Source organism: Novosphingobium sp. BL-S-20, assembly GCF_055521635.1.
Genome location: NZ_CM145494.1, coordinates 1180630 through 1194155 on the forward strand (window position 1 = coordinate 1180630; position 13526 = coordinate 1194155).

14 protein-coding genes are annotated in these 13526 nt (G+C 66.0%); 6 read left to right on the forward strand and 8 right to left on the reverse strand.

Going from position 1 to position 13526, the window contains the following annotated elements:
- Positions 1 to 37: 37 nt before the first annotated feature.
- Both ACZ1II_RS13470 and ACZ1II_RS13475 read left to right on the forward strand, forming a co-directional pair.
- Positions 38 to 769, forward strand: a complete 732-nt coding sequence (locus ACZ1II_RS13470) for a 2OG-Fe(II) oxygenase (RefSeq protein WP_465146889.1) — start codon at positions 38 to 40, stop codon at positions 767 to 769.
- A gap of 29 nt (positions 770 to 798) precedes the next feature.
- Entirely contained in the window at positions 799 to 2484 is a 1686-nt protein-coding gene (locus ACZ1II_RS13475; protein ID WP_465146890.1) for a tetratricopeptide repeat protein, read from the forward strand.
- Between the two features lie 179 nt (positions 2485 to 2663).
- On the opposite strand, the gene ACZ1II_RS13480 is transcribed toward ACZ1II_RS13475, so the two are convergent.
- Together ACZ1II_RS13480 and ACZ1II_RS13485 are read right to left on the reverse strand one after the other, a co-directional pair.
- A complete protein-coding gene (locus ACZ1II_RS13480) occupies positions 2664 to 5522 on the reverse strand; it encodes a TonB-dependent receptor domain-containing protein (protein ID WP_465146891.1) in 2859 nt (952 codons plus the stop codon).
- Between the two features lie 142 nt (positions 5523 to 5664).
- Positions 5665 to 5841: a hypothetical protein gene (locus ACZ1II_RS13485; protein WP_465146892.1), complete on the reverse strand. Its 177-nt coding sequence runs from the start codon at positions 5839 to 5841 to the stop codon at positions 5665 to 5667.
- Positions 5842 to 5997: 156 nt separating this feature from the next.
- Here ACZ1II_RS13485 and ACZ1II_RS13490 point away from each other — a divergent pair, with 156 nt between their 5' ends.
- Genes ACZ1II_RS13490 through ACZ1II_RS13500 form a run of 3 tightly spaced genes read left to right on the forward strand, consistent with a single transcriptional unit; the run spans position 5998 to position 8319 of the window.
- Positions 5998 to 6783 carry an SDR family oxidoreductase gene (locus tag ACZ1II_RS13490; protein WP_465146893.1) on the forward strand — a complete coding sequence of 262 codons (786 nt, stop codon included), beginning with the start codon at positions 5998 to 6000 and terminating at the stop codon, positions 6781 to 6783.
- Positions 6784 to 6797: 14 nt separating this feature from the next.
- Positions 6798 to 7439 carry a TetR family transcriptional regulator gene (locus ACZ1II_RS13495; protein ID WP_465146894.1) on the forward strand — a complete coding sequence of 214 codons (642 nt, stop codon included), beginning with the start codon at positions 6798 to 6800 and terminating at the stop codon, positions 7437 to 7439.
- Positions 7429 to 8319, forward strand: a complete 891-nt coding sequence (locus ACZ1II_RS13500) for a phosphorylase family protein (protein ID WP_465146895.1) — start codon at positions 7429 to 7431, stop codon at positions 8317 to 8319. The genes ACZ1II_RS13495 and ACZ1II_RS13500 overlap by 11 nt, the downstream gene beginning before the upstream one ends.
- A gap of 210 nt (positions 8320 to 8529) precedes the next feature.
- Here the strand turns inward: ACZ1II_RS13500 and ACZ1II_RS13505 are convergent, their stop codons facing one another.
- The 5 genes from ACZ1II_RS13505 to modA form a co-directional block, all read right to left on the reverse strand.
- The gene (locus ACZ1II_RS13505; protein ID WP_465146896.1) at positions 8530 to 9210 is read right to left on the reverse strand and encodes an SDR family NAD(P)-dependent oxidoreductase; all 681 of its coding nucleotides are present in this window, start codon (positions 9208 to 9210) and stop codon (positions 8530 to 8532) included.
- A 135-nt stretch (positions 9211 to 9345) separates the two neighbouring features.
- Positions 9346 to 9825: a redoxin family protein gene (locus ACZ1II_RS13510; protein ID WP_465146897.1), complete on the reverse strand. Its 480-nt coding sequence runs from the start codon at positions 9823 to 9825 to the stop codon at positions 9346 to 9348.
- A gap of 116 nt (positions 9826 to 9941) precedes the next feature.
- Positions 9942 to 10565 carry a molybdenum ABC transporter ATP-binding protein gene (locus ACZ1II_RS13515; RefSeq protein WP_465146898.1) on the reverse strand — a complete coding sequence of 208 codons (624 nt, stop codon included), beginning with the start codon at positions 10563 to 10565 and terminating at the stop codon, positions 9942 to 9944.
- Complete coding sequence (gene modB, locus ACZ1II_RS13520) at positions 10555 to 11250, reverse strand: molybdate ABC transporter permease subunit (protein WP_465147299.1); 696 nt, start codon at positions 11248 to 11250, stop codon at positions 10555 to 10557. The genes ACZ1II_RS13515 and modB overlap by 11 nt, the downstream gene beginning before the upstream one ends.
- Positions 11251 to 11269: 19 nt before the next feature.
- Entirely contained in the window at positions 11270 to 12040 is a 771-nt protein-coding gene (modA, locus tag ACZ1II_RS13525) for a molybdate ABC transporter substrate-binding protein (protein WP_465146899.1), read from the reverse strand.
- Positions 12041 to 12335: 295 nt separating this feature from the next.
- On the opposite strand from modA, the gene ACZ1II_RS13530 reads away from it, so the two are divergent.
- Complete coding sequence (locus ACZ1II_RS13530; protein ID WP_465146900.1) at positions 12336 to 12536, forward strand: hypothetical protein; 201 nt, start codon at positions 12336 to 12338, stop codon at positions 12534 to 12536.
- 28 nt (positions 12537 to 12564) lie between these two features.
- Here ACZ1II_RS13530 and ACZ1II_RS13535 read toward each other — a convergent pair whose 3' ends face one another.
- On the reverse strand, positions 12565 to 13443 hold the full coding sequence (locus ACZ1II_RS13535) for an alpha/beta fold hydrolase (RefSeq protein WP_465146901.1): 879 nt from the start codon (positions 13441 to 13443) through the stop codon (positions 12565 to 12567).
- Between the last annotated feature and the right edge of the window lie 83 nt (positions 13444 to 13526).

Below are 13526 nucleotides of genomic sequence, written 5' to 3' on the forward strand. Positions count from 1 at the left end.
AAACCCTGCGGGGCTGTGCTATCCGCCTGCCACGGCCATGACGATCACGCTTTTCCAGCTCAACCCCGCGCTCGACCGCAAGGCGCTGCGCGATACTTTCCTCGCCGAGGGGCGCGTGCAGGTGCGCGATTTCCTCGTGCCCGAAGCCGCGCGGACGATCCGGCAGGTGCTGGAGACAGCCACCCGCTGGGGGCTCGCCTTCCAGGCCGGTACCAAACCCAACCGTAGCCTGCGGCCCGAAGCGATCCAGGCCATGGCGCCGACCGAACGGCGCGCCGTGGCGGAGGAAATCCACGCAGCGGCAGCGGCGGGCGAATATGCGGTCCGCTTCGCCAACTATCCGATCCTCGACGCCTATCTGCAGGGCTGGGACCGCGGCAGCCCGCAGGACCTGCTGCTAGAACATATCAACGATCAGCCGTTCCTCGACTTCGCCCGCGACATTTGCGGCATCCCCGAATTGCTGAAGGCGGATGCCCAGGCGACCCTGTTCGCGCCGGGTGACTTTCTTGGCGTGCATACCGACAGCCATGTCGGCGAGGGCTGGCGCGTGGCCTATGTCATGAACTTCGCGGACCCGGACTGGAAGCCGGACTGGGGCGGCTATCTCAATTTCCTCGATGAGGAAGGGGATATCGTCACCGGCTGGAAGCCGCGCTTCAATGCGTTGAATCTGCTCCGTGTGCCCCAGCCGCATTCGGTGAGCTATGTGCCGCCGTTCGCGCCTGCGCATCGCTTCGCGATCACCGGCTGGCTGCGGGACCGGTAATGGCTGGGCCCGAAATGGCAGGAACGCGGATGGCAGGAACGGGCTTGCGCGAGGCGGTCATGGCTGCCGAGAAGGCGGGAAGGGCCGATGAGGCCCGGCGGCTGTTCGATGCCGCCATTTCGGCCAGTCCCGGCGATCCCGGTCTGGTCAACAATGCGGCGGGCAGCGCCTTGCGGATGGGCGATGCCACGCGGGCGGAGACGCTTTATCGCCGTGCCCATCAGATGGTGCCGCAGGATGCCGAATTCGCCCTGAACCTGGCCATCGCGCACGGGCGTGCGGGCCATCACCGCGAGGCGGTGACCTTGCTGGCGCGATTCGAACGGGTCTGCTCTGCGCAGCCGCGTTACTGGTCGGTTCGCGCTGCGGCAGAGCGCGATGCCGGACTGCTCGCGCATGCGGCGACCAGTTACGAGCGTTGCCTCGCGCTGGAACCGGGCCATGCGCGTGCCCTTCACGGCCGGGCGCGGGTCGCGCTGGAGCGGGACGAAGGCGATGCGGCGGAGCGCTACGCCCGAGCCATCGCAGCCAGCCCCGGCGATGCCATGCTCTGGCTTGGGCGGGCACAGGCTCTTGAAGCCGCGGGTCTGACGAACGAGGCGCGCGAGATCGCCGATACGCTCAGCGCGCAGATGCCGGCATGGCTCGATGCCCATCGCTATCTGGCGGAACTGCGGCTCAACATGGGGGACGGGGAAGGGCAATCGAGCGCCTTTGCCGATCACTATGGGGCTGCTGCGGCGAAGGTTCCGGAAAATGCCGAAATCCATGTCGGCTGGAGCGAGGCGCTGGCGGGTGCGGACAGGTTCGCAGCCGCCGCCGATGTCGCCGCGCGCGGACTTGCCGCCCATCCGGGAGATTCTTCGGTGAGGCTGGCGGCGGCGACGTTTGCCAGTGCCGCGGGCGATCTTGAGCGGGCCGAAACCCTGTTCGCGTCCCTACCTGGCGCGACAGTGCTTCAGCAGGTCGAGGAAGCCCGCCATGCCTTGCGCCGCGCCGATCCCGAGCGGGCGGAGACCTTGCTGGCGGCGGCGCTGGCCGAAGACCCGCAGGATATTGCAGGCTGGGCACTGCGCAGCCTGGCTTGGCGCATGCTGGGCGATCCGCGCGAGGACTGGCTGCATGGGCAGGACGGTCTCGTGCAGTTTCTCGCGCTGGACCTGGCGCCCGGCGATTTCGACGAGGCGATCGGATTTCTCGAATCCCTGCATGACAGGTCGTTCCATCCTATCGGCCAATCGGTGCGCGGCGGGAGCCAGACGCGCGGGGCGCTGTTCCAGCGGATGGAGCCGGAACTCGAAAAACTGCACCACGCGATCGTCGCTGCGGTCGAGCATTATCGCTCGGGCCTTCCGGCTCTGGACGCGGCACATCCATTGCTCCGCCACCGCGAGGCTGACTTCGCCATCACCGGCTCATGGTCGGTGCGGCTGGGGCCGGGAGGACGGCACAGCGTGCATATCCACCCGAAAGGACTGCTGTCCTCGGCGCTCTACCTGCAATTGCCGCCGGTCGATGCCGCGGACCCGCAAGGCGGGTGGCTGGAACTGGGCGGGGCGCCTCCGGAAATGGGGATCTGCTTGCCGCCGCGGACGCAGATCGCGCCGCGCGAAGGCCATCTGGCATTGTTCCCCAGCACCCTGTTCCATGGAACGCGGCCCTTTGCGCAAGGCCGGCGGATGACCGTGGCGGTCGACATTACCCGCATAGACTGACGGGGCGACACGCCAAGCCGGTGCATGACGGTCCGGGTTCTCCCGCGGCCGCCAAAAGTTGTGCTCGCGGACTATTTCCGTCGGCTGCCGAGCGACAGGGGCAACGGTGGGTAAAAAGGAAAGGGCGGGGAACCGAAGTTCCCCGCCCTCCTTTTTCGAACCTTTCAGGCTCGGCTGCCTCAGAACGAGAAGCTGGCCGAGATGAAGAAGTCGCGACCCAGCGGGTCGTAGGTACCCGGATAGGTGTTGGCCTGTTCCTGGTTGTCGCCCAGAAGCGGCGGCTTCTTGTTGAACAGGTTGTTGATGCCGAAGTTGATGTTGACCGCTTCGGTCGCCTGGACGCCGAAGGTGAGGTCGAACAGGTCGTAGGCCTTGATCTTTTCGACCGTGTAATCGGTCGAATCGTCGTCGTCCCTGACGCTCGAGAGGTGACGCCAGCGGAAGCTGGTGGTCAGCGGACCGTCGATCCACGACAGACGCGAGACCCACTTCCACTTCGCAGTCGGATTGCCGCAAGCCAGCGTACCGAACTTGCCCGCGCACTGGTAAGTCGTATCCGGGTTGTCTTCAACCGGGGTATACTTGCTGTCGATGAAGCGGGTGCCAGCGAAGTTGAAGTTGAAGCGCGAGGTCTGGCCGAAGAGACCGAACTCGGCTTCCTTCACGTAGTTCAGTTCGAAGTCGACGCCCTGGACGCTGAGGCCGCCGGTGTTGGCGTTCAGGATCGCAGGCGGATTTTCGCCGTCCATTTGACCCAGCGCGTTACGCGAACCGACGATGGCCTGGCAGTACGGGCTGTTGATGTCCTGGATGACATTGTAGCACAGGTCCAAGGTGTTCGCGAGACCGCCACCGAAGGTGCCGACCGCGCCCTTCACCTTGATCTTGTACCAGTCGACAGTCAGCGACAGGCCGGGGACCATGCTCGGGCGAACGACGACGCCTGCAGTCCACGAGTCCGAGGTTTCTTCGTGCAGGTCGGGGTTGCCGCCGAACAGGCCCTGGATCTGGGCGTTGGGCTGCAGCGCCGTGCCGCTGCCGACCTGGCTGAGCGGAACGCCGGTGGCGACGCAGAGGTCACGGATCGTGACGTTGGTAGCCGAAGCTGCCAGACGGCAGGGATCAACCGCGCCGGGGAAGCCGACTGCCTGGCCACCGAACAGTTCCGACACGTTCGGTGCACGAACGGCGCGCTGGTACTGGCCGCGGAAGGTGACGTCGCGGATCGGTGCGTATTCGACGCTGCCGGCATAGGCCCAGACGCCGCCGACCCTGCCGAGCGAGTAGTCCGAGTAGCGGACGGCGCCGGTGGCTTCGAGGCGCGAGATACCCGGCATGTTCGCCGCGATCGGCACGCGAAGTTCTGCGAAGAAGTCCTTCACGTTGTAGCTGCCCGCGGTCGGATCACCGGCGTTGAAGCCGATGACGTCGCCCGAGGAGAGCGCGGTGTCGGGGATGAATTCAGCCGCGACCTTACGGTATTCGGCGCCGACTGCGATGCCGATATCGTCACCGCCGAGGCCGAGGTTGAACAGCGAACCGCTGACCGAGGCGCTGGCGACCTGGAGGGTCGAAACGTCGCCGTTCTGGGCGGTGATCGTGATCTGATCGACCATGTCCTGGGTCAGGGTGCCCGGACCGAAGATGTTGATCGCGCTGTCGGTACCGTCGAGACCGGCCTGGAAGGCCGAACGCGAGATGTTGCCGTACTGGATGTTCGAGTTACGGGTGCGCGAGTACGAGTAGTACGCGTCGTAGCTGAACTTGTCGTTGATCGGGCCCTTGATGCCGATCAGGGTGCGGAACGCGTTGCGCTCGTCCTGGCTGATACGGCTGCCGGTTTCGAGAACGCGGCGGGTGACCGAAAGCGGCACGATCCCGTCGCCCACGACGTTGCCGGTGTTTACGATACCGTCGAGCTGGTTCAGCGAAGCGATCTGCGAGGCCGTGAGGAACGGCGAGACATTCGCGATGTTGACCTGGAACGTGCCGGTCACCGGGGTGGCGGCCAGTTCGTTGTCGACGCGGTTGTTGACGAAGGTCACTTCCGAATAGACGGTGTTGCCGCCGCCGAGGTCATAATCGGCATAGCCGCCGACCATGTAGCGTTCCTGCGGAACCATCAGCGCGTTCGCCGGACCGTAGTTGTACGCATCCGTTGCGGCGTTGTAGGGACGGGCCGAGCCGGGGCTTTCGAAGAAGGCGCCGGGCGAGCAGAAGATGTTGCCGGTCGGGCAGTTCGCGGCTGCATAGGTCGAGGTGAAGCGACCCTGCGGCGTCGTGGCCGAACCGCCGAAGGCAAAGCCGCCGTCGCCGTCGTCGGTCAGGACGTTGCGCGAGTAGCCGCGGGCGCCCTGGTAGATCGCCTTTCGGTTGTAGTATTCGGTGAAGACGGTGGCGTGACCGCGACCTTCTGCGAATTCCGAACCCAGTGCGAGGTAGGCTTCGTAGCGGCGGCCGTCACCCTGTCCGGTGAGGCTGTACTGGCTGCCGGCTTCGATGCCCTGCACGTTCTTGAGGCGGAAGTTCACGACGCCGGCGATGGCGTCCGAACCGTAGACGGCCGATGCGCCGCCGGTCACCACTTCGACGTTCTCGATCAGGAACGCCGGGATGGTGTTCATGTCGGTGACTTGGTTCGCGTCGTAGGACATCCAGCGACGGCCATTGACCAGCACCATCGTGCGCTGATCGCCGAGGCCGCGCAGGTTCAGCGTCGAAACGCCGCCACCGGGGTTGTTCGAGAATGCGGTCGTGCCGGGGATGACCTGCGGCAGGGTGTTGATGACCTGCTCGACGCTGACGGTACCCGAGAGCTTGAACTCTTCGTTGGAGACGACGGCGACGGGCGCTGCGGTGTCGAGGTTACGGCGAACGATGCGCGAGCCGGTAACGACGATGGCGGGGCCTTCTTCGCCCGATGCAGCGGCGTCAGCCGATGCGTCCTGCGCGTGGGCGACCTGGCCTGCGCAGACGACGGCGAACGCCGAAAGGCAGGTTGCGCTCCGCAGCGCGGCCTTCTTCAGAGTGGTTTTCACGTTTGTGTGTCCCTTGTTGCTTTCGTCCGCCCACCATTTGAAGCGTGACCAATCTCTGGTGGGCGACCCGGATGCAGGCAGGCTGACGCCCGAAAGCGAATTGCTGCCATGGGAGGTTTTGTTGCGCCGGTGGGGGCACGATTCAATGCAATTTGCTGCGCCGCGCAATTTGGGTGCAACGTTGTGCCATTCCTGCAACAGCCGGTGATGTTAAAGAAATCCTCCCTTTGCGAATCGCGCGCGTTCCTGCGGTAAAGTTGCGGTAACAGAGCTGTTGTGTGGAGGCCATGATCTGCAATAAAATTGCAGCAATCGGCATGGGGTGGAAATCCTGTATCGCAACTGCGGCCTTGGCCGCTTGCGCATTGACCCCGCCTTCGCCTCCTTTTAACCGTGTGCTTAATTAAGGGCGCGCCGAAAAACGCGGGCGGCGAGAAACGGCGCTCCTTTGCGGGGGCGGGAAAGGGAAAAGGCAATGATTCTGGACAGCAGCATGGCTGCCGTCGTTACCGGCGCGGCCTCCGGGCTCGGCGCGGCGACTGCGCGTGCGCTTGCGGAAAAGGGCGTCAGGGTTGCGGTATTCGACCTCAATGTCGAAGCCGGAGAGGCTGTCGCGGCCGAGATCGGCGGTATCTTCTGCAAGGTCGATGTGACCGACGATGCCAGTGTCGATGCGGGCTTCGCCGAGGCCCGCGCGGCGCATGGCCAGGAGCGCATTCTCGTCAACTGTGCGGGGATCGCACCTGCCTCCCGGACCGTCGGTCGCAACCGCGAGACCGGCGCGCCGCGCGCGCATGACATGGCGCAGTTCGAGAAGACGGTTCTCATCAATCTCGTCGGTACGTTCCGCTGCATCAGCAAGTCGGCGGCGGGGATGGTCACGCTCGATCCGCTGGATGATGCGGGCTCTCGGGGTGTCATCGTCAATACCGCCTCGGTGGCGGCGCAGGACGGGCAGATCGGGCAGGCGGCCTATGCGGCGTCCAAGGGCGGGGTGCTGGCGATGACCTTGCCGGTCGCGCGCGATCTCATGGGTGAGGGCATTCGCGTCAACACGATCCTGCCGGGCATCTTCGAGACGCCGATGATGGCCGGAATGCCGCAGCCGGTGCAGGATGCGCTGGCGGCGATGGTGCCGTTCCCCAAGCGCCTCGGCAAGCCTTCGGAATATGCGAAGCTGGCGCTCTTCATGCTTGAAAACGACTATATGAACGGCGAATCCGTCCGCCTCGACGGCGCGATCCGCATGGGTCCGAAGTAAGGCGCGGCAGCGTTATGGCACAGGGCATTTCCTCGACCGAACACGGCGCGCTGCCTCCGGGCGCGCGGGCGCAGCTGCTGGATACGGCCAGCGCGATCATGCGCGAGGGCGACGTGATCGACATCTCACTGTCGGAGCTGTCGCTGCGCTCGGGCCTCAATTCGGCGCTGGTGAAGTATTACTTCGGCAACAAGGCGGGATTGCTGAAGGCACTGCTCGACCGGGACTGGCAGGCGATCGTCACCAGCGTGGACGCGCTGGTGGCCAAGGACGGCTGGTCGCCCGAGGCCAAGCTGCGGCGTCACCTGTGGAAGGTCGTCGATACGTTCTACGAGGTGCCCTATATCAACCGCCTGACCATGCGCATGGTGCGCGAGAGCGACGATACCGAGGCGCGGCGCATAGCCGATTCCTATCTCTCGCCGATCTACCGGGCCTATGAGCAACTGATCGGCGACGGGGTGCGGGCCGGAGTGTTCCGTGAAATAGATCCGCAGCTTTTCTACTTTACCGTGACCGGCGCGGTGGACCGTTTCTTCTCGGCACGACTGGTGCTGAAGCATTGCTTCGATCAGGATTCGTTGACCGAGGAACTGCGCGACCGCTACCGCGAACACACGATCGACATCATCATGGCAGGTATCCTTGCGCGCTGAGAAAAGCAGCTTCTGGCATCTGGGCATCATCGGCGGTTCTGGCCTCGCCGCAGGAATCGAACTGGAGGACGCGCAGGAGATTGCCGTCTCCAGTCCGTTCGGGGCGGCTTCCGGGCCGGTCACGACCGGGCGGCTCGGCGGGGTGCGCTTCACGTTCATCGCCCGCCACGGCGCGGGCCATGCGATCCCGCCCTCGGCGGTGAACTACCGCGCCAATATCGACGTGCTCAAGCGCTGCGGGGTGACGGACGTGCTGGCGCTTTCCGCGATCGGCTCCCTGCGCGAGGAAATGGCGCCGGGCCACATGGTCATGGTCGACCAGTTCATCGACCGGACCACGGGCCGCGTCGGCAGCTTCTTCGGTACCGGGCTGGTCGCCCATGTCAGCCTGGCGGACCCGGTCTGTCCGCGTCTGTCGGAATTGGCGGGCGCGGCGGCGAAGGCGGCCGGGGCGAAAGTCCATCCTGCCGGGTGCTATCTCGCGATGGAAGGCCCGCAGTTCTCGACCCGCGCGGAAAGCCGCATGTACCGGGGCTGGGGCGCCGACGTGATCGGTATGACCGGCATGCCCGAGGCCCGGCTCGCCCGCGAGGCGGAGCTGCCTTACGCGATGCTCGGCATGGTCACGGACTACGATTCCTGGCGCGAGGAAGAGGCGGGCGTCGAGGTCAGCCATGTGCTCGAAGTCATGCACGGGAATGCCCGCGTTGCGCGGGATTCGCTACGGGCGCTGGCGGCGAGTCTGTCTGAGGAGCGCGCGCCCAGTCCGATCGACCGGGCGCTCGACCATGCGCTGATCACTGCGCCCGATGCGCGCGATCCGGCTGTGGTGGCGCGGCTCGATGCCGTGGCCTGTAGCCTGTTCGGTGAGCGGGACTGAGACGCCGCCGCCGGGGGCGTAGCATATCCCACTTTCTCAAGCTGACCTTGCATCCCGCTCAGGCTGAGCTTGTCGAAGCCCCCCGAGACGTGGCGCGAGGCCTCCCATCCTTCGACAAGCTCAGGATGAGCGGGGGTGGAAGTCGTACGGGATGAGAAACTACGGGCCGGTGGCGATCTGCCCTGTGCGTTCCCGGAAAAACGCCGGACTTCAGCCGCCGCGCGTTACCGGGATCAGCGCTCCGGTGATCGCGCGGGCGGCGTCGGAGGCGAGGAAGCCGATCACATCGGCGATCGCCTCTGGCTGCACCCAGGTCGAGAAATCGGCATCCGGCATATCGGCGCGGTTGGTGGGGGTGTCGATGATGCTGGGCAGGACCGCATTGACGGTGACGGAAGTTCCCGCAAGTTCCTCTGCCAGCGCTTCGGTCAGGCGGTGGACGCCGGATTTGGAGGCGGCATAGGCGCCCATGCCCGCACCGGCCCTGATCGCCGCGCCCGCGCCGATGTTGACCACGCGGCCTGCCGCCGAAGCCTTGAGCCGGGGCAGGGCAAGCTGGGTGATCGTCGCCGCCGTCGTCAGGTTCATCGCCTGCATCCGCGCCCAGCTTGCCAGCGATCCGCCTTCCAGCGTCTCCCAGGTGAAGCCGCCCGCGACATTGACGAGCACGTCGATGCCGCCATGGGCCGCGACCACCTGGTCCAGAGCAGCCTGCGTAGCGGCCGCGTCGGTGAGGTCCAGGCCGCCGATTTCCAGTGCGCCTGCGAGCGGTTCTCTGGCTTCGGGCGCGAAGTCGATGCGGGCAACCTTGTCTCCTGCCGCAGCGAAGGCGGCGGCCACGGCCGCGCCGAGAATGCCGAAACCACCGGTGACGATAACCGAACGTGCCATGAGAACTCCTCGCTTTGATACGAGGCTAACCGCCTGTCGAGGGCGCGGCAAGACAGGCGGGAATGTCGATGCAGCGTATACGGAAAGGGCGGCTTCCCAAGGGAAACCGCCCTTCTTTGCATCAGTGCAGCGTAATCAGAGCTGGCCGAGCAGGTGGTCGGCCGAGCTGACCTCGAAGGCGCCGGGCGCTTCGACGTTGAGCTGCTCGACCACGCCGTCGTTGACCACCATCGAGAAGCGCTTGCCGCGATGGCCCATGCCGAAGGCAGTGCCGTCCATCACGAGGTCGATCGCCTTCACGAAGTCGCCGTTGCCGTCGGACAGCATGGTCACGTCGGCCGAGCCACTGGCCTTGCCCCAGGCGCCCATGACGAAGGCGTCGTTGACGGCGGTGCAGGCGATCTCGTCGATGCCCTTGGCTTTCAGTTCGGCGGCCTTGTCGACGAAGCCGGGCAGGTGCTTGGCCGAGCAGGTCGGGGTGAAGGCGCCGGGAACCGAGAACAGCGCCACCCTGCGGCCGGCGAAGAATTCCGCGCTCTGCACGGGTTCGGGGCCGCTTTCGCCGGCCTTGACGAGCTTCACGTCGGGCAGCGTGTCACCAATGGCGATGGTCATGGGATAATCCTCTTCAAGCATGGAAAATGTGCCGTGCAGATATAGAGCCGCGCGAGGCGCGGGCAATGCGGCGGCCGAACCGAAATTCACACTTCTGTGAATTTCGCATCAGACTGTTAGATGGCGATTACCTGGCTCGCCAGCCGGTCCACTTCGGTGCGGTCGTGGCTGACGTAGAGGATCGGCAGGGCGAGCTCGTCGCGGATGCGCTCGATCACGGTGAGGATTTCCTCGCGTCTTTCCGCGTCCACCGAGGCGAGCGGCTCGTCCATCAGCAGGAAGCGCGGGCCGGAGAGCAGGGCGCGGCCGATCGCGACCCGCTGGGCCTCGCCGCCGGAAAGCGTGGCTGGACGCCGATCGAGCAGGTGTCCGATGCCGAGGAAGCCGAGCGCGGTGTCGAGGTCCATCCAGCGCCGGTCGGGCGGCGCGAGGCGCCAGCCGTAGAGCAGGTTGTCGCGCACGCTCCGGTGTGGAAACAGGCGCAGGTCCTGGAACACATAGCCGCAGCGGCGCTGCTCGGGCTTGAGGTCGATGCGGCGGGCCTTGTCGAACAGCACCGTGTCTTCGACGAAGATGTGCCCCTCGCTCGGCCGGGCGAGACCGGCGATGGCGTCGAGTAACGAGGTCTTGCCTGCGCCCGAGGGTCCGAACAGGGCAGTCAGCCTGCCTTTCTCGGTGCGGAAGGCATAGTCGAGCTGCAGCTTGCCGCGCCGTAGGGTGATGGCGACGTCAAAGGGCATGATGCGCCGATCCTTGTCCGCTGCGGCGGGCCAGCCATTCGGACGCCACCAGGGCGACGACCGAGACGAGGATCGACAGTACGGCAAGGCGCGTCACCTGCCACTCGGAGCCGGGCATCTGGAGCGCGCTGTAGATCGCCAGCGGCAGGGTCTGGGTCTCGCCGGGGATGTTGGAGGCGAAGGTGATCGTCGCGCCGAATTCGCCGATCGAGCGGGCAAAGCCGAGGACGAGGCCCGCCAGCACGCCGGGCATGGCCAGCGGCAGGGTGACGCTGGCGAAAGTCCGCCAGCGCCCGGCGCCGAGCGTGCGGGCCGCGCTTTCGAAGCGGCGGTCGACGGCCTCGATCGAGAGGCGCATGGCCCGCACCATCAGCGGCAGCGCCATGACCGCGGCGGCGAGCGCGGCGCCGGTCCAGCGGAAGATGAAGGTCAGCCCCAGCCACTCCGCGAAAAAGCGGCCGAGCGGTCCATTGGTGCCGAAGGCGATCAGCAGCAGCCAGCCGGTGACGACCGGCGGCAGCACCAGCGGCAGGTGGACCAGCGCGTCGAGCAGGACTTTGCCCGGAAAGCGCCAGCGCGCCAGCACCCAGGCGAGCGCGAAGGCCAGCGGCAGGGCGGCGGCCATCGCCACGCCGCTGACTTTCAGCGACAGGACCAGAACCTGCCATTCCTCCGGGGTGAGCATCGCCACGAGCGCCGCAGGATCAGCGCGTGCCGAAGCCGAAGCGGCGGAACACCGCCTTGCCTTCGGCGGAGATCAGGAAGCGGCGGAAACCCTCGGCATCCTTGTGGCGCGAGGCGGCGAGCAGGGCGACCGGATAGCTGATCGGATCGTGCGAGGCGGCGGGGAAGGTATCGACCACGCGCACGCCAGGTTCGGCGCGGGCATCGGTGGCGTAGACGATGCCGAGCGGCGCCGCGCCCCGGCTGACGAGGGCGAGGGCGGCGCGCACGTTCTCGGCCGGGGCGAGCTTGCCCTGCACCGAAGGCCAGACCTTGAGCCGCGTCAGCGCCTGCTTGGCATAGACTCCGGCGGGCACGGCATTGGGATCGGCCACGGCTAGCCGGTTCGGCCCGAGCGCGGCGGCGAGGCGGAAGCCCGGCGCGATCTTCAGGCGCACGGGCTTGCCTGCCGGAGCGATGAGCACGAGGTTGTTGGTGAGGAACGACACGCGGGTCTTCGATCGCAGCAGGCCCTTGCCCTGAACTTCGTCCATCCACGGCTCATCCGCCGAGACGAACAGGTCTGCCGGTGCCCCGGCCTCGATCTGGCGGGCGAGGGCGGAGGACCCGGCAAACGAGATCTTCGGACGCGGATGGCCTTTCGCCGCCCAGGCGTCGGCTACGGCGTTCATCGATTCCTGCAGGCTGGCGGCTGCCAGCACCAGCGGACCCGATTGCTGGGCGAAGGCGTGCGGCACCAGCGCGGCGAAAGCCATGAACAGCGAGAGGACGAAGGCAAGCGGCCTGCGCATGGGGGAAGACTCCGGAGCGGGTGCCAGGGAAAGCGGCTGTATCCGGTCGTATATGGATGGAGCGGGGCTTGGCAAGGCGTTGCACCCCCTCCCTTGGTTTGGGGGCGAAGCATGCTCCGGCCCTGCGTGAGGGCAGGGGAAACGGCCTGAGATCGCATGCGATTCTGTTTTTCTGGGCAAGCCCCGGCGATGATGTTAGCATCCCGATTCTGCGAATGATCCGGGGCCGTTACGCCACAAAGGCGGACGGCATTGAATCGGCGGCAAGGTCGCCACGCATAAGAGGATGTTGTGAATGAACGTCATTGACGAAGGTATGTTCGATCGCCGTTCTGATGGGTTTGCCGGCGTAAGTTACGGAATCAGTTCAAGCCTCGTCTATGCCGCGCAAAGCGGCAGGCTGAGCGATCAGGAGCACGATGCGCGCGGCCTCATCGTCGCCGTTGCGCTTTGCGCCTGCTGCTGGCTCGGCCTGGGATATTTCCTGCTCGTTTGAGAGGGAAGGGAGGGGCCGCCTCCCTCCTTCATGGAGCGAGAAATGCCTTCACATCGCCCATGAAGCGATCGAACTGGTCGTGATGGAGCCAGTGTCCGGCATTCTCGTACTCGACCAGCGTGGCGCTGGGCAGCAGGTCCATCCGGCCGCCCCTGGCCGGGCTTTCCGCAAAGCTGTTCCTGCCCCAGAGCAGCAGCACCGGGCAGGTGATCGCCTGCCAAAGCGCGACGACGTCGTCGGTGGGCAAGTCGGAGGCGGACCAGACGTTGAGGTAGTTGTCGAACTTCCAGCTCCAGGTGCCGTCCTCGTTGCGGCTGGCGCCGTGGATGGTGAGGTGACGGGCCTGCTCTTCGGAGAGGAAGGAGTTTTCCTCCTTCATGCGCTGGTAGGCGTCCTTGCGGGTCGCATACTTGCGCGGCGCCCGGCCGGAAGCGCGGCGCTTGTCCTCGATCCACTGCCGGAGCCGCTCGCCCACGCCGCGCTCCTCCATCTGGCGGCGGAGACCCGGTGGCGGGCCAAGGCCCTCGATATTGACCAGCTTCTCCACTTTCTCCGGGAACAGGCCGGTGAACCGGGTCGCGATGTTGCCGCCCAGCGAATGGGCGACGATGGTCACTCTCTCGTGCCCCAGCGTGTGGACCAGTTGCGCGAAGTCGTAGACGAAGGCGTCCATGCCGTAGTGTCCCTCGGGCGACCATTCGGAATCGCCGTGGCCGCGCAGGTCCGGGCAGATCACGTGCCAGTCGTGCCGCAATTCCTCGGCCACCCAGTCCCAACTGCGGCAATGGTCGCGCCCGCCGTGCTGGAGGATCAGCGGCGGCGCCTCCGGATTGCCCCAGTCGACATAGTTGAGGCGCAGGCGCTGCGAGATGAAACGGTTCGAGGTCGGTCCGAGCTGGCTTTTCATGACAGAACCGTGATGCGCCGCGCGGCCAAGGTCAATGGGGCGGCTCAATGGCAGGTTAGCCGGGATTTGCGGGGATCAAGATA

What these genes read in the sequence shown, in the direction of transcription:
- ACZ1II_RS13470 (WP_465146889.1), top strand. Translation starts at nt 38, where the DNA reads ATGACGATCACGCTTTTCCAGCTCAACCCCGCGCTCGACCGCAAGGCG.
- ACZ1II_RS13475 (WP_465146890.1), top strand. Translation starts at nt 799, where the DNA reads ATGGCAGGAACGGGCTTGCGCGAGGCGGTCATGGCTGCCGAGAAGGCG.
- ACZ1II_RS13485 (WP_465146892.1), bottom strand. Translation starts at nt 5,841, where the DNA reads ATGCCGATTGCTGCAATTTTATTGCAGATCATGGCCTCCACACAACAG.
- ACZ1II_RS13490 (WP_465146893.1), top strand. Translation starts at nt 5,998, where the DNA reads ATGATTCTGGACAGCAGCATGGCTGCCGTCGTTACCGGCGCGGCCTCC.
- ACZ1II_RS13495 (WP_465146894.1), top strand. Translation starts at nt 6,798, where the DNA reads ATGGCACAGGGCATTTCCTCGACCGAACACGGCGCGCTGCCTCCGGGC.
- ACZ1II_RS13505 (WP_465146896.1), bottom strand. Translation starts at nt 9,210, where the DNA reads ATGGCACGTTCGGTTATCGTCACCGGTGGTTTCGGCATTCTCGGCGCG.
- ACZ1II_RS13510 (WP_465146897.1), bottom strand. Translation starts at nt 9,825, where the DNA reads ATGACCATCGCCATTGGTGACACGCTGCCCGACGTGAAGCTCGTCAAG.
- ACZ1II_RS13515 (WP_465146898.1), bottom strand. Translation starts at nt 10,565, where the DNA reads ATGCCCTTTGACGTCGCCATCACCCTACGGCGCGGCAAGCTGCAGCTC.
- modB (WP_465147299.1), bottom strand. Translation starts at nt 11,250, where the DNA reads ATGCTCACCCCGGAGGAATGGCAGGTTCTGGTCCTGTCGCTGAAAGTC.
- modA (WP_465146899.1), bottom strand. Translation starts at nt 12,040, where the DNA reads ATGCGCAGGCCGCTTGCCTTCGTCCTCTCGCTGTTCATGGCTTTCGCC.
- ACZ1II_RS13530 (WP_465146900.1), top strand. Translation starts at nt 12,336, where the DNA reads ATGAACGTCATTGACGAAGGTATGTTCGATCGCCGTTCTGATGGGTTT.
- ACZ1II_RS13535 (WP_465146901.1), bottom strand. Translation starts at nt 13,443, where the DNA reads ATGAAAAGCCAGCTCGGACCGACCTCGAACCGTTTCATCTCGCAGCGC.